This is a genomic window from Clostridium sp. MT-14 (genome assembly GCF_042436595.1).
Taxonomy (GTDB): Bacteria; Bacillota; Clostridia; order Clostridiales; family Clostridiaceae; genus Clostridium_B; species Clostridium_B aromativorans.
In genome coordinates, this window is record NZ_JBHMIY010000016.1 from 23169 (window position 1) to 43427 (window position 20259).

Sequence of the window (20259 nt, forward strand, 5' to 3'; positions counted from 1 at the left end):
ACTTCCATTACTTGTTTTAATCTTACTATATTTTACATTTCATATTTATTGCAAAAGGAAGTCTCACAGTTCTTAACTGCTTAGCTTCCTCAACTTAAATTTATTATTTCAATTTATTTACTGAACTGTCCGGCAATACACCAGTTCCTCCAAGTGTGTAAATGTTGGTAATGCCTTTTGAATTTACAAAACTCTTTATACTTGTCAGGCTTGTATTATTATCTGTAAGTATTATCGGAGATTGATATTTAGCTGAAAGTACACTGCCTGATATTGCGTCTGGATAGTCATTCCCATTTACTAAAGTTATATTTTTTGAACCTAAGTCAAACTCTTTTGCTATTGCCAGAGAAGTTTCATATCTGCTTGAACCTGCCAATCTAATTACGCTGGAAGAAGATAATCCTGCCGAGTTCTGTACTGCTGCTGCCACATCACTAGAAATAGCCCCAGTTCCTCCAATTATATAAACTTTTGAAGGTTTTTCAGTAGATAGATATGTTTTTACATAATCTGGTAGTGAATCATGTCTGGTTAAAAGTACCGGATAGCCCTTGTAAGAAGCTATGGAAGATATTGAAAGTGCATCCGGAAAGTTTTCTTCACTGGCTATTATTACTGGCGTACCTGCTTCAACTGAAAGCTCCTGTACTATCTGCTGTGCAGTTCCTTCTCTCGTTGCCCCTCCAAGTCGGACAATATTATCACTGCTGTAGCCCTTTGAAACAAACCAGTCTTTGAAGCTGTCAGGTACCACTCCTGTACCGCCCAGCAAATAAATGTGTCCACTTTTTGAAAGCTTGGAAGCTATGTAATCAAGACTGTCTGTACTGTCCTGCAATGAGCCTACAAGAAGAATGGGGCAGTCCAGTTTCTTAGCCAGCGTTGAACCTGCCAATGCGTCTGCAAAACCATATCCATAGGAAATTACAACATTATCAAGAGTTCCGGTACCTACATACTGTTTTGCTATAGCAAGAGATGTCTCAAAGCGGTCTTTTCCTGCAAATCTTGCTGTAGTAATATTGGAATTAGTAGGGTCTGTTGGATTAGTAGGATCATCGTTGCTACCTCCAGAACCATCTTTTAAATGCCCAAATTCATCATATTTACTTGGGTCATAGGTGGAATTACTAAAGTTTGCTGGTTCATCACCTGTTATTGGTCCATAATGTACAAATCCACTATCTTCATTAGTAGTGCCGACATGTACTGTTCTACCTTTAGTATCTAATAAGTCAGAATAAACCACAGCATATCCGTTTTCATCTGGTACTACTGGTGTATTTTTTCTACTCCAGTTTATATATTGACCATTGTTATCTGTTGAAACATTTCGGTCTAGAAATGGCTTAGGATTCATAAAGTCTGCATTATTAGTAGTATACCTTGCTAAATATGGATAATATTCATACTGATCAACTCCTGCTTCCATTGCATTATTAAAATAAAAAAATTTGCCGTTAAGAAATGATAGTTTAGAATAAATTCTTTCTAACGTACTATTTTCATTTATGTACATTTTACGAATTTCAATAAAGCTATCAAATACACCTTCATCTGATTTGTACTGATAATGATATATTTTACCATCTAAATTAAATTTACTTATCTCTGGAATTACACCGCCAAAATCATTTAATGTGAGCATATTAGGTGCTGCTTCTACTTTATAAGGAGAGGACATTGCTTCTTCATAAGTCATACTTTCCGACATCCTAGCAGGCGTTGTAATACCTTCACCAACCTGCCCTGTAGCTGTCTGTAATGGTGCTTTCTGTGCCTTATTTCCATCCTGTATAGTTTCATCTACAGTTTCATCATATGCGTAAACCTTATTGCTTAGGTTTTCAGCAGTAGTATATTGTGGTGCTACAAGTGGTGTAGCCAATATTCCTAATGTCAGCAATAAGCTAACTATTTTCTTTCTGTTCATCTTTACCAACTCCCTTTTATTATATGAATTACATAAGAGGCTAACACTTAGTCTAAATACTCTCCTATACATCTGAAATATGTCTAGCTAGTTTCCTGTTGGCGAGGTCTCGGGTATCTTTGATAGATCGTATGCAAGATGCCTATACATATCTAGGTTGTATACTGGTAATATTCCCGCTGTATTCTCTATAGTATTATCTGATATAGCACCAGTGCCTCCCAAGAAAGTTATTTTTGCTTGATTAGCGTTTAACCTAATTACATATTCCCTAGACTGGATTACAAGTCCATTATCTGAAAGAATTATTGGTGCATTATTTTCTGCTGACAATATACTTCCCGATAGTGCATCTGGATAGTCCAAACCACTTGCTACAGTCACATTTTGACTATCAGCAAAGAACTTTTCTCCTATAAACTTTGATGTTTCATATCTGTCATTTCCATTAAACCTCGTTATCTTATCATCGGATAATCCCGAATATTGCTTTATTTGACTAAGAACATTCTTATCTACTGCACCAGTTCCACCTGCAACATAAACCTGAGATGGTTTAACCTTTGCCAAATAATCTTTAGCATAGTCTGGCAGATTATACGATGTAGTAATTACTATTGGATAGCCTTTTGAAGCGGATACAGGCGACATGGATAGTGCATCTGGGAAGTTTTCTCCATTTGCTATAATAACCGGAGTACCTGTTATTACATTCTCATTTTCTGCTATCTTACTTGCTGTCTCATATCTATTTGCACCACCAAGCCTTACAATATTACTTTCTGAATATCCATTCGCAATAAACCCGTCTTTTATACTATCTGGGACTGCACCTGTGCCTCCGAGGATATATACATGACCGTCTTTTGACAATTTTGAATAGATATAATCCAGTGTCTGCTTGTTCTGCTCTGCACTTCCCAAAAGGAATATTGGCGAATTTAATTTCTTTGCCAGCATTGAACCTGTAAGAGCATCTGCAAAACCATAGCCGCTAGTAAGTACAACATTATCTAACTTCTTATCTCCTACATACTGTTTTGCTATATTTAAGGAAGTCTCAAACCTAGTCTGACCGCCTATTCTGGTATTATCAATCTGCGTCTTAGTTGTCTTTTCTCTGTTTTCATCGTTATATATAGAATAATTTAGGTTATTCTGGTCTTTGCTTGGGTCATTGCATCCTATGACATCGACTTTATGTTCATCTAACTGAACACCAATTTCTTGTTGCATCCAATATCCTACCTCGTACAGACGTAACGGAGAACCAACCATTTGATTAGCATAAAAATCTGTATATTTATTTACATACGGTTCATATCCTTCTGTGTCAAGGCCCTTAAACATACCTCCCCATCCACCGTGATAATAACCGTCAGTACCTACACTATAACTAGCTACTTCTTTACAAAGCTGACCATATTGGTCTATATAAAGCCTATTTAAATAGGATATCATAGTACCATCACTGAAATTAAATCTGACTATTGCACCTGCATAATTAAGATTCATAAATTCATTATTTAATACAGTAACAGCAACATCATTTATATATGAACCAGTCTTAGTATACTGCATTAACCCATAATTATGTGTAGCATCTACATCAATTACTTTATATTTACTTAATATTTTATTTACTTCACCAGCTTTTTTACCTGCAATTTCTAGGTTTAGAGGTGTTAGCGTTCCGACATACCCTGCTGCTGTAAGGAGTGGCATCTTTTCTCCCAATGTCCCATATCTTGTATCATAATCCATAGCTTGTAAAAATCCTGGATTTCCTACTTCTTCTGCCTTAACACTTGTTATACTACCTAAGCTAGATATCAATAAACCAGCACTTAATAGAATTGCTGTTAGCTTTCTTCTGTTCATCTTACATTTCACCCCTTTTTTCGAGTTATTTCTTGTTGTTTTCTATATTGTAATACTTTATTAACACGTTGTCCATTTATTTCACATTATAGATACAGTTGGAATAAACAGTCACATTCTGAGACATAAAACCCATTACCCATAAAATAAGACAAAATAAAAAAGTGCCACAAGCCTATAACATTTTTACTGTTTAGACTTGTAGTACTTTAAGCATATTACATCATATAATTTTCAATATCTGTCTAACAATTTTGGTGCGAAAGACGGGACTTGAACCCGTACGATTTTACTCACACGCCCCTCAAACGTGCGCGTCTGCCTGTTCCGCCACTCTCGCATACAATAAGTATTATAATGGGTTTTTACATAGTTGTCAACCAAAATTGCAGAAATTTACGAGGAAAATCACTCCTGTCAGCTCTACCATATAAATACTTGTAGACTTTATAGCTAACTTCAACCTTTTTGATATACTTATCTGTCTCCTTAAAAGGTATATAGTGAAGATTCTCCCCATCTGCTGAATGTTGAGAGTCTTTCAACCATTTTTGCACATTTCCCCTTCCTCCATTGTAAGCAGCTAGAACAAGCTTCATATTGCCATCAAACTCTGTGCTCAAATCCTTCAAATACCAGCATCCCATTTTAATATTAAATTCCGGATCATTTAACATGTCTTCCCTAAAACTTCTTATATCCATTTTCTCCGCTGCCCATTTTGCAGTATCTGGAGTTATCTGCATAAGACCTATGGCATTTTTGCTGGATCTGATATCTGCTTTAAAATTGCTTTCCGTTTTAATTACAGCCATCACAAAATATGGATCTAAGTTATAATCTTTAGAGTACTTTACTATATAGTCTGAATATCTTAAAGGAAAATAGTATCTTACAATGTTCTTTGCATTTAATACTGCCATTGCCACTATCATAATTACTACTATTTTGCTTATAAATTTCAATCTCATCTATGCCCTAAATATTATTTTAAGGCACTTCACCCCCTAAAATTTTATATTGAGCTTACTAAATATTTTTTCTAACTGTCTTCTGGTGTTCTCCAATGTGCCTGAATTATCCAATATAAAATCTGCATATTTTTTCTTTTCTTCTAAAGACATCTGTGAATTTATTCTCTGTATTACCTGAGGCTCTGTGAGTTTATCTCTCTTTTCCACCCTTTGTATTTGGACCCTTTTATTTACCCAAACCAATAAAACCAAGTCTAAGTTTTTATGAAATTGATTTTCTATAAGGGTAGCTCCGTCTACTATACATATCTTTTCATTGTCTTTTTCCAGTTTATTCATGTTATTTAATATTTCTCTTTTGATAAAGGGTATTATAATATTTTCGTATTTTACCCTTTCACATTCATGTGAAAATATATAATTTCCAAATTCTTTTCTCTTAAGTTTTTTTGAACTATCTATATATCTTTCTCCAAAAATTAATTTTATATCGTCCATTATAGCAGGATATTTTTCAATTACATTTCTGGCTATATCATCTGCATCTATTATTTTTATACCTCTTTCCAGGAGCATACTGGAAACAGTACTTTTACCACTGCCTATTCCTCCTGTAAGGCCTATTTTAATCACAGCAACCCCTCTTTTATCTATATTTACTTGGCTTCATACCAATTACTGCCCATGTTTATGTCCACCTCTAGGGGAACTTTTAAATCCAATACATTTTCCATTTCCATCTTCACAATATTCTTTACTCTTTCAAGCTCCTCTTTGTATACATTTAAGATCAATTCATCGTGTACCTGAAGTATAAGTTTACTTCTTAGATGTTCCTTCTCTAATCTTCTATACACATTGACCATAGCTATCTTTATAATATCCGCTGCACTTCCTTGAATAGGAGTATTCATAGCAAGTCTTTCTCCCAAGGCCCTTACTATTTTATTAGAAGACTTTATCTCAGGTATAAATCTTCTCCTATTCATAATCGTAGTAACATAAAAATTCTCTCTAGCTTCTTTCACTATATTGTCCATATATAATTTAACATTAGGATATCTTTCAAAATAAGTATCTATATAGAGTTTAGCTTCTTTTCTGGATATATTTAAACTTTTACTCAGGCTAAAATCACCTATACCGTATACTATACCAAAGTTTACTGCTTTTGCATTGCTTCTTTGAACAGGTGTAACTTCATCTATTGGTACTTTAAATACTTCTGAAGCAGTTTTAGTATGAATATCACTGTGATTTATAAATGCACTTATCAAATTTTTATCATCTGCAATATGGGCAAGTACTCTAAGTTCTATCTGAGAATAATCAGCTGAAAGTATAACACATTCCTCATTATCGGGCACAAATATTTTTCTTATTTCTCTGCCCATTTCATACTTTATAGGTATATTTTGAAGATTGGGTTCTGTACTTGAAAGTCTTCCAGTAGTAGTCACTGTTTGATTGAAACTGGAATGAATTTTGTCATCCTCCTCTATAACAGTTTTAAGACCCTCAATATAGGTAGAATACAATTTAGTCAGTTGTCTGTAATACATTATATTTTCAATTATAGGATGTTTCCCTTTCAGTTTTTCCAGCACTTCCGCATTAGTGGAATATCCTGTTTTAGTTTTTTTAATTACAGGTAGATCCAGTTTCTCAAAAAGTATTTTGCCAAGTTGTTTGGGAGAATTTATATTAAACTCTTCTTCAGCAAGAGAATATATTTGATTTTGCACTTTATCTATTTCCAGTTTAAATTTATCTTCCTGCTGTAAAAGTCTATTCCTGTCAACTTTAAATCCCTCATATTCCATAGATGCAAGTACAGGTATAAGAGGCTGTTCCACTTCATAAAGAAGTTTTTCCATATTTCCCTCCTCTATTTTCTGTCTTAATACAGAATAAACTTTTTCAAGCGCAGCCGTTTCTTTTACAAAAATATCTTTATCTTCCTCTGAAATATCCACTGCTGTATACTCTTTAATAATATCCAAAAGTTCATAATTGGACTTGGATGAATCTATAAGATATGCTGCTATCTTTATATCAAATTTTATTTTTGAAAGTTTTATACCCATCCTATGCAATATGCTGCAGGGAGATTTTACATCATAACTGATCTTATACAAGTTGGGGTTCTCAAATAGAGCCTTCATTAATTCAACAGTGTCATCCTCGTTCTCATCATATAATTTGCTCACATCTATCTCAAAATTTTCTTCCCCTGAATTTATAAATATTTTATCTATGAAATTTTTAGAATATGTTTTGCCGTTGACTACATTAAAATTTATATACAATAAATTGTCTTTTATTTTTGAACCTGACAGATAATGCACAAAATTTTTTAACTTATTTAAATCATCTACATGATTGACTTTTACTCTATAATCCTGTGTCTTACATATTTCATCCTTCTCTCTCTGCTTTGAACCCGGTATTTTGTTTATGAGAGATTTAAATTCAAGTCTTTCAAATAATTTTTTTAATCCTTCGGCATCATATTGTTTCTTCGATTCAATGGAACTTAAATCCATTTCTATGGGAACATCTGTGACAATAGTAGCAAGTTTTTTGCTAAAAGCAGCCTGTTCCATATATTTTTTTAAATTTTCCCTCAGTTTTTTACCACTGATATTATCTATATTCTCAAATACATTTTCTATGCTTTTATATTCTCTTATTAATTTAAAAGCAGTCTTCTCACCTACGCCAGGAACACCAGGTATGTTATCCGAGCTATCTCCCATAAGCCCTTTAACATCTATGAATTGCGTAGGAGTTACACCGTACTCTTCTACCATTCTGCTCCTATCATATATTTCCTTTTGTGTAATTCCCTTTTTAGTTATGATTATTTTAACCTTATCTGTAGCCAATTGAAGGGCATCTCTATCCCCTGTAATTATATATACCTCTATGCCTTTATCTTCAGCAAAAACAGATAGTGTTCCCATCAAATCATCTGCTTCAAACCCATCTATTTCAAAAATATTTATGGACATCATATTTAATATTTCCTGTATTATAGGAAATTGCTGTGATAATTCAGGAGGCATTTTTTTTCTTCCAGCTTTGTATTCAGTATACTTATCATGTCTAAAAGTAGGTGCACTCTTATCAAAAGTGCAGACTATATAATTGGGTTCGATCTCCTTTTTCATTTTTAACAACATATTTAAAAAACCATAAACTGCATTGGTATGTACTCCCTCCGAATTAGTTAGATCCGGCAGCGCATAAAATGCTCTGTTCATCAAGCTGTGACCATCTAATATCAACAGTTTTTCATTATCCATCAAATTACCTCCAAAATCATTTCCTCAATTATTTACTATCAATTTTGAGTTGTCAACTATTATATAATATCACCCTTATTATAAATTAGAAACAAGATAATGTAAATTTAAAATAATCCTAACTTAAAAGCTAGGATTATTTTAAATTTAACAGTTCATCCCATTTTTTTAGTTTACCACCATATAGTCTAAAAAAATGATTTTTATAGGATTCCCTTATGATATTATCATTTATAAAGTTTTTATTATTTAAATAATCTTCAAAATCATAAACACACATAAAAGATGCCCTAGTACCTAAAATTATATTTGATATATTTTTATCAAAATATAAGAAATCTTCAGCAGAGGTTCTTGAAATCACATAGTCAATTTGCATAATGAACCTTGCCCCTGTATAACCTTTCTCAATATTTTGCCCTATACATTTTGAAAGCTTTACTTTTACTTTTCTCAATCCCATTTTCTTATAGTAGTCCATCATATTAATTACATCAAAATATTCTATATATTTATTGTATTCACCTAGGTACTCTAATAATTTAAAATATATTCTATCTTCGGTACAAATATAGATTTTTTCCCCTTTGTCAGCGCCATCTTTAATATATCGATGCATATTTACGATCAAATGTCCTAATCCACAATAGTAAAATGAAGAATGATATCCAAAAATATTACTGTTAACCATAATTATTATCCTCTTCAAATAGATTTATTATTTATATATTCTACATAATATGTAAATACTCCTTTTAATATTTACTGAAATTTTGCCAAAACATTTCACTATTTATCTACATTTTATTCTGTAATATTTCATAAAATGATATATTTTTGTTCCAATATAATTAATTTTTGTTTATTATATCATAAATCATCTAATTAAGTCGTATTTTTGTCTTATATAATACAAATTTCTGTTTATCATTCAATGTAAAAATCAAATTTCATCACTAGCCTTAAGTCAGTATTTTTTGATATAATTGTATTTAGTTAAATCTATAAGGGAGGTCTTCACAATGAATTTTGAATTACCCGAGTACCATTCACCTAATTTTACAGACGAAATATTTCTTTCCGCCCCTAACGCAGTCACAGAAAAAGTTAAAATAAAAGGGATAGCTCCTGACAACTATCATGCAACTTCTATCTATCCTGAATATTTTAAAATAAATGGTAAATGGATATTGGCACCCGAAAGTCGAATGGACTGCGTAGTAGTTGTAGATAAGCATGACAAACTGAAAGTAAAAGAATTCCGGAATTTAGAAGTAGGAGAAGAAGTAATACTTGGAAGAAGTGAAAATACCAGCGAGGGAATTTTTATTCATATAAATGGATTTGAAAATAATTTCAAATCAGAAAATCAAACATTTTTATTTAGATCTGGAAGAAGCAGAGAAAGCTCCTGCTCCAAAGATTATGATAATTTATATGAACTGTTGAGATATGAAAAAGAACATGGATATATACTATGGGTGTTGGGTCCTGCTGTAGTATTTGATGCTGATTCTAAAAAGGCAATGTCATCTCTTATAGATTATGGGTATGCAAATTGTATTTTTGCCGGAAATGCGCTTGCTACCCATGATCTTGAAGGATCCCTTTTAAAAACAGCTCTAGGCCAGAACATATATACTCAACGTTCTGTAATAAATGGTCACTACAACCATATAGATGTAATAAATAAAGTACGAAAGTGCGGATCTTTTAACAATTTTATTAAAGAGGAACATATAGAAAATGGAGTCATTTACTCCTGTGTCAAAAATAAAATTCCTCTAATACTTGCAGGTTCTATAAGGGATGATGGTCCTCTGCCTTCTGTAATTCCAAATGTATATGAATCCCAGAACACCATGAGGCATTATTGCAAAAAAGCTACTACAGTCATATGCCTGGCAACTCAACTTCATACTATAGCAACTGGAAATATGACCCCAGTATACAAAATACAAGATGGAAAGATAAGACCAGTTTATATATACACCGTGGATATATCAGAATTTGTAGTAAATAAATTAAGAGACAGGGGAAGTTTAGAAGTGACTTCTATAGTAACAAATGTTCAGGATTTTATAGTAAATGTGGCCAATAATCTGACCAATAAAAAATAAAATTACTTTTGAAACAAATATTAAATCACTGCTGAAATATTATATTTCAACAGTGATTTTAGCTATAATTATGAATTGGGAAATAAATATAAAAGTATACAGAAAAAGTGGCACGCACTTCCTCCAATAACAAAAATATGCCATATTGCATGATTATAAGGTACTTTATTCATCATATAGAGAAAGGCTCCCGCAGTATATATGATTCCTCCTGCAACCAAAAGTGCTATTCCCATAGGAGATAGCAGTATCAGAAGTTTCTTCATTGCAAAAATTATTATCCATCCCATAAAGATATACAATAAGGTAGAGGCAATCTCATATTTTCCCACCCAGAATATCTTCATTATTATTCCCAAAATTGCCAGTGCCCATATTATGCCAAAAATTACCCACCCTACAGAACTTCTCAAAATAGTCAAAGTAAATGGTGTATAAGTTCCTGCAATGAGCAAATAAATAGATGCATGATCAAATATTCTAAGAACTCTCTTAGCTCTAACATTGGTTATACTATGATATAGAGTAGAGCCCAAATATAAAATAAACATAGAAATTCCATATATAGTATAACTTATTACATACCATTTATCACCTTTTTCCACAGAAAAAACAATTAAAAGAACAAGAGCTGCTATTGAAAGTAGGGTACCTATTCCATGTGTCACCGCATTGGCTATTTCCTCTCCCTTGCTGTAAAATTTCAATTGATCATCCATAAGGCACTACTCCTTTATAAATTAAATATCAGTATTGTAATACATAGTTTTAAAAACTATATATTACAAATATTATATTAACATAATAAATATTGATGTTCAATATTTATTATGGCTTTTTATAGTAAATAAAATAATTTTTTAGTATAATAATATATGATATTATTAGTGCTTTTTATAAAGCCCTGGAGGTATGTATAATGCTAAAAAGAACTATAACTGCAGAATTAATTAAAAAATTCAATGAACTATTGATTAAAATATTGGAGTATAAAAAAAATAAAAATTATGATGAAGCTTTAGATTCAATCGATACCGCTTTTAAAGACATGTTTAGGCTGAGTTTAAAATTTTTTAACTCTTTTTCTGTAGAAAATTTAATGGAAATAGTAAAAATTAATGGAACTGTAAACACAGATAAATGCATAATAGTAGCTAAACTGTTAGAAGAAGAGGGTAATATTTTAGAAACTCAAAATAAACTGGATTATTCATTTTACATACATCAAAAATCCCTGCATTTATTTTTAAATGCCTATTTAGGCAAAACAGATGACTGCAAATTAGAAATTTATTTTTCAGACATAGATTCCATTATAAATAAAATATCTCAGTACAAATTAACCCACGAACTCCAAAATCAAATTATAAACTACTATACAAGCTGCCACAAATATGATAAAGCTGAAGATATGGTATATGAGATTTTACAAGAAAATAATTATAGCACTGAATTCTTAAAATACTCCATAGAATTTTACAAAAATCTATTATTAAAAGATGACAGTGAATTATCTGCTGGCAACCTTCCTCGCCAGGAAATATTAGATTCTCTATCTTCTCTAACATCCCGTTTACAAAGCTCAGGCAATATATAGTAACATGAAAAATAGTCTAAATAATAAAATCCCACCATGCCGTATCGTGAGTTACTTTGAACCCGCTCCCAGCAGGTGGGCATCTCCTTCTTGCTTCTTGTGCCCGAAATAAATCAGGTTTCATTCCACAAGAAGAGTTAAATTCCCTTCTATAAAATGTTCGGTCAACATCAACTCATTCTACGTACACAGCAGGAATTCTTCAATTTTAAGTGTAAATAAAAATTTATTTTCTTTAAACTCTCAACATTATTATACTACATTTTTCAAATTTTATCTTTATCAAATATATATTTAATTGTCCCTATTTAAATCTTTTATGCCAATTCCAAGCTCCTCCAGTTGGACTTCATCTACTACGTTAGGAGCCTCTGTCAGTGGACAAAATGCATTTTGATTCTTAGGAAATGCTATGACATCTTTTATATTGTCAGTATTTGCCAAAAACATCACCATCCTGTCAAATCCATAGGCCAGGCCACCATGGGGTGGTGGCCCAAATTTAAAGGCCTCCAGAAGATATCCAAACTTTTCCCAGGCACTTTTTTGTGTAATTCCAATTACCTGAAACATCTTTTCCTGCAGCTTGGTGTCATGTATTCTTATACTTCCTCCGCCCAATTCCTCTCCATTCAATACTATATCGTAGGCCTTGGCCCTTACTCTGCCTGGATCACTTTCCAGATATTGTATATCCTCATCCATAGGCATAGTGAATGGATGGTGTTCTGCCTGATATCTCTTTTCCTCCTCATTATAGGACAAAAGAGGAAATTCCGTTATCCAGACAAACCTAAATTCATCGTTATTTTTTAAAATGCCAGTTTCCTTTGCCATATGAACTCTAAGCGCACCTAAACTTTCAAGTACAACTTTATTTTTGTCAGCAGCTATGAGTATAAGATCCCCCGGCACTGCCTCCATCCTATTTAATATTTTTTTCGTGTCTGTTTCTGTTAAAAATTTTGATGCAGATGACTTAACTTCATCTTCTCTGTACTCTATCCAAACAAGTCCCTTAGCCCCATAATCCTTTACAAACTCCACCAGCTTATCAATCTGCTTTCTACTCATAGAGGAGGAGTTCTGGACTCTTATGGCTCTCACCGAGCCGCCATTTTCAATGGCATTTTGAAATACCTTAAAGTCAGTATTTTTCACCACATCAGTTATGTCATTTATCTCCATACCGAACCTCAAATCCGGTTTATCGGTTCCGTATTTTTCCATAGCAACCTTATATGGCATTCTCTCTATAGGAAGCTTTATATCCAGATTTAGAATCTCTTTAAACACTCTCTGAAGCAATCTTTCATTTACGTCCATCACATCTTTCTGCTCTACAAAGGAAAGTTCCATATCAACCTGGGTAAATTCAGGCTGTCTATTTGCCCTTAAATCTTCATCTCTAAAGCATTTAACTATCTGAAAGTATTTGTCAAACCCCGAAACCATTAAAAGCTGTTTATAAAGTTGTGGTGACTGGGGAAGAGCATAGAATTTGCCCTTATAATTTCTGCTGGGCACAAGGTAGTCTCTGGCCCCTTCTGGTGTACTTTTTCCAAGCATTGGAGTCTCTATTTCAACAAATCCCTCTTCATCCAGAAAATCCCTTATAACTTTAGCTATTCTGTGTCTCAATCTGAGTATTCTCTGCATATCAGGCCTTCTTAAGTCAAGATATCTGTATTTAAGCCTTATATTTTCATCTGTATCCAAATTTTCCTTTATATATATAGGAGGTGTCTTAGATTCTGAAAATATTTTTATACATTCTCCTTTTAATTCCACCATACCAGTGGGAATTCCCCTATTGGGCGCTTCCCTTTTTACAATAACTCCAGTAGCAGCTATGCAGTATTCGGATTTTACATTATCTGATTTCTGAAATGCTTCTTCATTTATCCCTTCTCCAAATACAATCTGGAGTATTCCAGTTCTATCTCTGAGATCCACAAATATCAGGCTGCCTAAATTTCTTTTCCTTTGAACCCAGCCCATTACTGTAACTTTTTCACCTATATTATTTTCTCTAAGTTCACCACACATATGAGTTCTTTTAAGCCCATTCAATGATTCTCCCATTACATTCGCCGTATAATGCTCCTTATCATCACATTAAATAAGTGCATTTACCCGTTTCATTGTGCATGAAGTTAAACTTCTCTGGTCCCGCACTCCAAGGTATGTTCTCACATTATAAATCTCTCAATAATGTTACTTTAACGGTTTTTCAACTCCTATTCTTCTCATTATTTGACCATTTAAATTTTTTATAAGATTTTATAATTTAACTAAGTTTAGGATTTCATCCATATTTTCTAAATTAATTGAAAATTGTTTTCCATCAAACATTCTCTTAAATTTAGCAACATTTGACTGTAATTCATCCTCACCTATTATAACTGTAAATCTAGCATCTATTTTATTTGCATATTTCATTTCGGCCTTTACACTTCTATTCATATGATCACATTCACATCTTAAATTTTTCTCTCTTAATTTATTAACCAGTTCAAGAGCCCTTATCCTTGCGTTATCTCCCATAGCACCTATATATAAATCTATATAGGGAAGCTTTGGTATTTCTATCCCATTTTCTTCCAATGTTAGAAGTGTCCTCTCTATGCCCATCCCAAATCCTACGGCAGGCATCTGTGGTCCTCCAACCTCTTCTATTAGATAATCATATCTTCCACCGCCGCATACGGTTATATCATTATCGATTATTTCAAATACAGTCTTGCTGTAATAATCAAGTCCCCTCACTATCAACGGATTTATCTTGTACTCTATGCCCAAAGCAGTTAAATATTTCTTCAATTTCTCAAAATGATCCCTGCACTCATCACATAGGTAATCCAGTATCAATGGAGCTTCCTTTACTATTTTCTTGCAGCTCTCCACTTTGCAATCCAGTATTCGCATGGGATTCTTATAAAATCTGCTTTTACAGGTATCACACAGCTCATCGTATTTTTCAGATAGAAAATTTTTTAAGATCTCATTATATTTTTTCCTGCATTTAGGGCATCCTATACTGTTTATGTTCAATTCCAGCCCCCTTATACCAAGTTCCTTATACACTCTCATAGCCAGACTTATGACTTCTGCATCCAGTGAAGCTTCCCCAGCACCAAAAGCCTCTATACCAAATTGATGGTGCTCTCTAAGTCTTCCCTTCTGAACACTTTCATACCTTAAAACCGGTGTAAAATAAAACAATTTAGTTGGCTGAGCTTCATTATACAAACTGCTTTCCACAAAAGCTCTTACCGCTGGTGATGTCCCCTCAGCTTTAAGAGTAAGGCTTCTTCCTGATTTGTCTTGAAATGTATACATCTCTTTTTGAACAACATCCGTAGTCTCACCTACTCCTCTTTCAAAAAGTTCTGTGTATTCAAAAACAGGTGTCCTTATTTCCCTGTATCCATAAGAAGCAGCTATATTTTTAAATATATTTTCTAGATAATGCCATTTGTAAGACTCCGCAGGCAATATATCTTTAGTACCTCTTGGTGCTTGTATAATCATAATATTCTATTTCCTCCCCGATTATCTGATGACAAAATTATAATTATACGAATTTTATCATCAATTTACTTACAAACATATTCAATACAATGTATCTAAAAGTTTTATTTTCTTTTGAACCATTTCGTCCACCCTGTTTATATACTCTCTCACATCCTTCACATTTGCCTGCCTTTCCAACCTATTCTCATCTAAAAATATAACTTTAGTAACAGCATCAGCTCCACAGGCTATTATGGTCTGACGTTCCTCAATCATCTCCACATTATAAATTCCTGAATTACGAGCTCTTGTATATCCTATATTTTCCATATTGCCTACCATATTTTTTTGCCTGTACATATAATATGGCTTCATTCCCAACGTTTCAGCCAATAAAGCGGTCCTATTATACATTGAATTTAACTCTCTATTACCAGCAATGGAATACTTTATATTATTTATTATATTTTCATAGAGTCTGGATGCCCTCTTTACAGACAACCCATGCACTGTCAGATTGTCCGGAGAAAGTCTTTCTATTTCCTCACAAGTCCTATTTATATGGTCTATTCTCTCACCAGGAAGGCCTACAATTATATCCATGTTTATATTGTCAAATCCACATTGCCTTGCCATATAAAATTTTTCTTTTATATCTTCTACGGAGTGCCCTCTTCCAATAAATTTTAATGTACTGTCATTCATTGTCTGTGGATTTATACTTATTCTATTTACCTTATATTTTTTCATGGTTTCCAATTTATTCAAAGTTATACTGTCAGGTCTGCCGCATTCTACATCAAATTCACTTATTTTATGATTACATACAAAACCATTATATATTTCATTCATTATTTTTTCAAATTTTTCATCACTTACGGCTGTAGGAGTCCCTCCTCCAAAATACACACATTCTACATTTAGGCCATGTTCTATTATATAATTTGAAATCTTTCTCAATTCACAAGTCAAGCTGCAGAGGTAATCATCTACAATATTTCTACATTTTTCAATTGGATTAGAGGCAAAAGAACAGTAAATACACCTAGTAGGACAAAAGGGCATTCCTATATACACACTTACATTCCTACTATCGGCATTTACTACATCTTTCTCAGAATTTGCTATATCGACACAAAGTTCCGATTTATCCTTTTTACAGCAAAAGTGCCTATAAAAATATTCTACTATATATTCTCTGCTCCTACCCTCTTCTACCAACTTTAGCGCTATTTTGCTGGGTCTTATTCCAACCAATGTTCCCCAGGGTAAGTTTTTTTGTATCCTCTCATTAAAATATAAAAATACTATTTTTTTTATATTTTCATTTTCTGTCAAACCATTCTGGAATTCTACCCTATAACTGCTTTCTCTATCTTTTATTGCAACAATATTCTCAAGTATTACAATGTTAAAATCCCAGTTTTCGTCTTTTACAAAAATTATACGTTTGAAATCATAAAATAAATTTACTATTTCAAATATTACATATCTATACCTATTAGAATTTAATTTTATTCTTATTTCCATAATTCACTTAAAAAAGCATTGACTGTATCCATAAAATGCTAAATAAAACCCCTTTCTCATAAAAAATAAATATTAAGACTTCCTACCAGATATAAATGGATTGTAAATTTTTTCCTTACCAATAGAGCTTTTGAGACCGTGTCCTGGAAGCACCTTTGTATCGTCTGGGAGAATCATGAGTTTACTTTTTATACTATCTATAATTGCATCAAAATTTCCTCCTGGAAAATCAGTTCTGCCTACAGAACCCTGAAAAAGCGTGTCTCCAGTAAAAACTAAATTTTCTGCTAAGAAACTCACCCCTCCAGGTGTATGTCCAGGTGTAAATATCACTTTCAATCTAATATCTCCAACTTTAAATATCTGATTATCTTTAAAATAAATATCAGGTTCTCCTGCAATAGTACCATACATAAGATCTTTTCTCTGCATCATTTCATAATCCAACTTATTTATTCCTATGAGAGCTTTATATTCACTCTTTATCTGATCTGCTGCTCCCGTATGATCTGCATGGCCATGGGTAAGTAATATATATTTAACTTTGCACCTAGAAGCATCTATTGCGTTTACTATATCATTTAAATCTCCACCAGGATCAATTACCGCACATTCCGCAGCATTTTCATCTGATAGTATATAGCAATTAGCCGCATACACCCCTACAATTAATTTTCTCAATTTCACAAAAAACACCTCCTACCTTGATAAATTATGTTCAAAATTTTTTCTCACTATCCACTAAAATAGTCACAGGTCCGTCATTTTCTATAGTGACCAGCATGTCTGCACCGAATTTACCACTTTCTACTCTGTCTACTGAATTTTTACATTCTCCTATAAACTTCTCATATATAAGGTTAGCTTTATCACCTGGCAAAGCTCTTATAAAACTCGGTCTTCTTCCTTTTCTGCAGTCGCCGTACAGGGTAAACTGTGAAATTATAATCAGTTCCCCCTTTACATCCAGAAGAGATTTATTTAATTTTCCATTTTCATCTTCAAATATCCTCAAATTCAATATTTTATCCTTCATATAGGTAATATCTTCATCCTTATCTTCCACAGATATCCCCAGGAGCACATTTAGACCATTTCCTATTTCCCCTATAGTTTTTCCATTCACTTCCACCTTGGAACTTTTCACTCTCTGAACTACAGCTCGCATAATCACACCCCTTAATTTAACAGTTAATTTTCTGTTCTATAAACTTCAGTAACACCCTTTACCTTTCTCAATTTTCTCATTACATCTTTGAGTTCATCAATACTGGATATCTTCAATTTCATTTTTACAACAGCTATTCCGTTTTTAATCGGTTTAGCATTTACAGCATAGAGATCAATCTTACTGTCATTTATTATATTCATCAATTCAGATAAAAGCTTTTGCCTGTCTTCGGCTTCTATTTTAATTTCGGTAATATACTCGCCTTTAGGTTTCCCCCAACTCACCTCCACTACCTTATTATCTTTGTTTTTCATCAAAAAGTCTATATTTTTACAATCTTTTCTATGAATAGAAACTCCTCTACCCTTGGTTATATAGCCTATTATAAAATCGCCCGGTACTGGATTACAGCATTTTGCAAATCTAACAAGTACATTGGTTTCACCTTTTACAATCACTCCTGGAGATTCTTTACGCCTTTTATGTGGTTTAGATGTAACTTTATCCAGTTTATCTCTTAATTTTTTCCAATCATCAATATCCATTCTGGAAGTCTGAATATACATATCCTTCATCTTTAAAACTATAACAGAAGAATTCAAACCGCCAACTCCCACTGAAGCATAGAGATCATCCATAGAATTCATATTGTATTTTTTTAGTACAGAATTTATGATTTCACCTTTCGCAATTTCTCCAAAATTATATCCTTGTTTCTTTGCCTCTTTTTCAAGAAGCTCTTTACCTTTCAATATATTTTCTTCTCTCTTGGCTTTTTTAAACCAGGATCTTATTTTGCTTTTAGCTTGATTACTTTTAACTACATTTAACCAATCAATACTGGGACCCTTGGGGGTACTTGATACAAGTATTTCTACAATTTCTCCCGTTTTCAAGTGATAATCCAGGGGTACCATTTTTCCACTTACTTTTGCCCCAATACAGCTATTTCCTATATCCGTATGTATCTTATAGGCAAAGTCTATAGGGGTTGCCTCATAGGGCAGATTTATAACAGTACCTTTAGGTGTAAACACAAAAACTTCATCTGAAAACAGGTCTATTTTAAATCTTTCCATAAATTCTTCTGCATCCGAAGTTTCTCTTTGCCATTCCAACATTTCTCTGAGCCAGGTAAGCTTTTTATCAATATCCTCTGCGGTTTCAATTCCCTCTTTGTACTTCCAGTGAGCTGCTATACCATATTCTGCAGTTTTATGCATTTCAAAAGTTCTTATTTGTATTTCAAAGGGCTTCCCCTGGGGTCCTATAACAGTAGAATGCAGTGATTGATACATGTTGGGCTTTGGCATAGCAATATAATCTTTAAATCTTCCCGGTATAGGTTTATATATAGTATGAACTATTCCAAGAGAAGCATAACAATCTTTTACCGTATCCACTATAACTCTCACAGCAGTCAAATCGAAAATTTGATCTATAGTTTTATTTTTCTTTACCATTTTTCTATAGATACTGTAAAAATGTTTCGGCCTGCCTTCAATATCCGCATCTATACCCGCTTTTTTTAAATTTTCTTTTAATTGATTTATTATCTGCTCTATATGTTTTTCTCTCTCTACCCTTTTTTCCGCAATTTTTCTCACTATAAAGTAGTATTCATTTTGGTTTATATATCTAAAGGCTAGATCTTCCAATTCCCATTTAATTTTAGACATTCCCAGTCTATGTGCCAATGGTGCATATATATCAAAAGTTTCCTTTGCCTTTTCCTTTTGCTTTTCTACGGGCAAGTACTTCAATGTTCTCATATTATGAAGTCTATCAGCCAACTTTATCAGTATAACCCTAATGTCATTTGCCATGGCAAGCAGCATTTTTCTCACGTTGTCAGCCTGCTGTTCCTCTTTGGTCTTATATTCTATTTTTCCCAGCTTAGTAACACCCTCGACTAAATTTGCTACTTCAGGACTAAACTCCCTGCTCACATCCTCATGACTAAAATCAGTATCTTCTATAACATCATGTAAAAGCCCTGCCACTATTGTGCCAGTATCTAATCCCATTTCCGCCAATATACAAGCTACTTCTACAGGGTGCATTATATAAGGCTCGCCAGATTCCCTTTTTTGTCTTTTATGGGCTTCATCGGCAAAATAATACGCTTTTTTAACCATATCTTTATCTATATTATTACAATTTTTATCTATTAATTCCATCAATCGTTCTAACATACCGATACTCCCTAAAATCAATGGCTGGTCT

General features: G+C 33.1%; 15 protein-coding genes, 1 tRNA gene and 1 other RNA gene. 2 read left to right on the forward strand and 15 right to left on the reverse strand.

The features are described 5' to 3' along the window. Window positions 1–103: 103 nt before the first annotated feature. The 7 genes from ACFHWD_RS12035 to ACFHWD_RS12065 all read right to left on the reverse strand — a co-directional run bounded on the left by ACFHWD_RS12035 (window position 104) and on the right by ACFHWD_RS12065 (window position 8790). Entirely contained in the window at window positions 104–1936 is a 1833-nt protein-coding gene (locus ACFHWD_RS12035) for a cell wall-binding repeat-containing protein (protein ID WP_179977864.1), read from the reverse strand. A gap of 87 nt (window positions 1937–2023) precedes the next feature. Further along, window positions 2024–3817: a cell wall-binding repeat-containing protein gene (locus ACFHWD_RS12040; RefSeq protein ID WP_378062064.1), complete on the reverse strand. Its 1794-nt coding sequence runs from the start codon at window positions 3815–3817 to the stop codon at window positions 2024–2026. 255 nt (window positions 3818–4072) lie between these two features. Continuing rightward, window positions 4073–4157 (reverse strand) — tRNA-Leu (locus ACFHWD_RS12045). Between the two features lie 25 nt (window positions 4158–4182). Next, window positions 4183–4782, reverse strand: coding sequence for a lytic transglycosylase domain-containing protein (locus ACFHWD_RS12050; RefSeq protein WP_150358180.1), 600 nt, complete (start codon window positions 4780–4782; stop codon window positions 4183–4185). A gap of 42 nt (window positions 4783–4824) precedes the next feature. Continuing rightward, window positions 4825–5424 (reverse strand): dephospho-CoA kinase, encoded by a 600-nt coding sequence (gene coaE / locus ACFHWD_RS12055; RefSeq protein WP_150358179.1) that lies wholly within the window; start codon window positions 5422–5424, stop codon window positions 4825–4827. A 23-nt stretch (window positions 5425–5447) separates the two neighbouring features. Further along, window positions 5448–8099 carry a DNA polymerase I gene (polA, locus tag ACFHWD_RS12060; protein WP_150358178.1) on the reverse strand — a complete coding sequence of 884 codons (2652 nt, stop codon included), beginning with the start codon at window positions 8097–8099 and terminating at the stop codon, window positions 5448–5450. Window positions 8100–8235: 136 nt separating this feature from the next. Further along, on the reverse strand, window positions 8236–8790 hold the full coding sequence (locus ACFHWD_RS12065; RefSeq protein ID WP_378062067.1) for an MEDS domain-containing protein: 555 nt from the start codon (window positions 8788–8790) through the stop codon (window positions 8236–8238). 331 nt (window positions 8791–9121) lie between these two features. Between ACFHWD_RS12065 and ACFHWD_RS12070 the strand changes: the two genes are divergently transcribed. Further along, entirely contained in the window at window positions 9122–10219 is a 1098-nt protein-coding gene (locus ACFHWD_RS12070; protein WP_150358176.1) for a hypothetical protein, read from the forward strand. Between the two features lie 68 nt (window positions 10220–10287). Here the strand turns inward: ACFHWD_RS12070 and ACFHWD_RS12075 are convergent, their stop codons facing one another. Further along, window positions 10288–10938, reverse strand: a complete 651-nt coding sequence (locus ACFHWD_RS12075; protein WP_150358175.1) for a hemolysin III family protein — start codon at window positions 10936–10938, stop codon at window positions 10288–10290. Between the two features lie 200 nt (window positions 10939–11138). On the opposite strand from ACFHWD_RS12075, the gene ACFHWD_RS12080 reads away from it, so the two are divergent. Next, entirely contained in the window at window positions 11139–11816 is a 678-nt protein-coding gene (locus tag ACFHWD_RS12080) for a DUF6483 family protein (protein WP_150357342.1), read from the forward strand. 24 nt (window positions 11817–11840) lie between these two features. Here the strand turns inward: ACFHWD_RS12080 and ssrS are convergent. The 7 genes from ssrS to ACFHWD_RS12115 all read right to left on the reverse strand — a co-directional run bounded on the left by ssrS (window position 11841) and on the right by ACFHWD_RS12115 (window position 20228). Then, window positions 11841–12017: non-coding RNA, 6S RNA (gene ssrS / locus ACFHWD_RS12085), on the reverse strand. Between the two features lie 93 nt (window positions 12018–12110). Further along, window positions 12111–13901 (reverse strand): aspartate--tRNA ligase, encoded by a 1791-nt coding sequence (aspS, locus tag ACFHWD_RS12090; RefSeq protein WP_150357340.1) that lies wholly within the window; start codon window positions 13899–13901, stop codon window positions 12111–12113. A 198-nt stretch (window positions 13902–14099) separates the two neighbouring features. Beyond that, window positions 14100–15350 carry a histidine--tRNA ligase gene (gene hisS / locus ACFHWD_RS12095; RefSeq protein WP_150357338.1) on the reverse strand — a complete coding sequence of 417 codons (1251 nt, stop codon included), beginning with the start codon at window positions 15348–15350 and terminating at the stop codon, window positions 14100–14102. A gap of 81 nt (window positions 15351–15431) precedes the next feature. Next, window positions 15432–16862, reverse strand: a complete 1431-nt coding sequence (locus tag ACFHWD_RS12100; protein WP_150357336.1) for a coproporphyrinogen III oxidase — start codon at window positions 16860–16862, stop codon at window positions 15432–15434. 72 nt (window positions 16863–16934) lie between these two features. Next, a complete protein-coding gene (locus ACFHWD_RS12105; protein WP_150357334.1) occupies window positions 16935–17549 on the reverse strand; it encodes an MBL fold metallo-hydrolase in 615 nt (204 codons plus the stop codon). Between the two features lie 31 nt (window positions 17550–17580). Next, a complete protein-coding gene (dtd, locus tag ACFHWD_RS12110; protein WP_179977867.1) occupies window positions 17581–18030 on the reverse strand; it encodes a D-aminoacyl-tRNA deacylase in 450 nt (149 codons plus the stop codon). A 23-nt stretch (window positions 18031–18053) separates the two neighbouring features. Continuing rightward, on the reverse strand, window positions 18054–20228 hold the full coding sequence (locus ACFHWD_RS12115; protein WP_150357330.1) for a bifunctional (p)ppGpp synthetase/guanosine-3',5'-bis(diphosphate) 3'-pyrophosphohydrolase: 2175 nt from the start codon (window positions 20226–20228) through the stop codon (window positions 18054–18056). Between the last annotated feature and the right edge of the window lie 31 nt (window positions 20229–20259).

What these genes read in the sequence shown, in the direction of transcription:
- ACFHWD_RS12035 (WP_179977864.1), bottom strand. Translation starts at nt 1,936, where the DNA reads ATGAACAGAAAGAAAATAGTTAGCTTATTGCTGACATTAGGAATATTG.
- ACFHWD_RS12040 (WP_378062064.1), bottom strand. Translation starts at nt 3,817, where the DNA reads ATGAACAGAAGAAAGCTAACAGCAATTCTATTAAGTGCTGGTTTATTG.
- polA (WP_150358178.1), bottom strand. Translation starts at nt 8,099, where the DNA reads ATGGATAATGAAAAACTGTTGATATTAGATGGTCACAGCTTGATGAAC.
- ACFHWD_RS12065 (WP_378062067.1), bottom strand. Translation starts at nt 8,790, where the DNA reads ATGGTTAACAGTAATATTTTTGGATATCATTCTTCATTTTACTATTGT.
- ACFHWD_RS12070 (WP_150358176.1), top strand. Translation starts at nt 9,122, where the DNA reads ATGAATTTTGAATTACCCGAGTACCATTCACCTAATTTTACAGACGAA.
- ACFHWD_RS12075 (WP_150358175.1), bottom strand. Translation starts at nt 10,938, where the DNA reads ATGGATGATCAATTGAAATTTTACAGCAAGGGAGAGGAAATAGCCAAT.
- ACFHWD_RS12080 (WP_150357342.1), top strand. Translation starts at nt 11,139, where the DNA reads ATGCTAAAAAGAACTATAACTGCAGAATTAATTAAAAAATTCAATGAA.
- aspS (WP_150357340.1), bottom strand. Translation starts at nt 13,901, where the DNA reads ATGGGAGAATCATTGAATGGGCTTAAAAGAACTCATATGTGTGGTGAA.
- hisS (WP_150357338.1), bottom strand. Translation starts at nt 15,350, where the DNA reads ATGATTATACAAGCACCAAGAGGTACTAAAGATATATTGCCTGCGGAG.
- ACFHWD_RS12100 (WP_150357336.1), bottom strand. Translation starts at nt 16,862, where the DNA reads ATGGAAATAAGAATAAAATTAAATTCTAATAGGTATAGATATGTAATA.
- dtd (WP_179977867.1), bottom strand. Translation starts at nt 18,030, where the DNA reads ATGCGAGCTGTAGTTCAGAGAGTGAAAAGTTCCAAGGTGGAAGTGAAT.
- ACFHWD_RS12115 (WP_150357330.1), bottom strand. Translation starts at nt 20,228, where the DNA reads ATGTTAGAACGATTGATGGAATTAATAGATAAAAATTGTAATAATATA.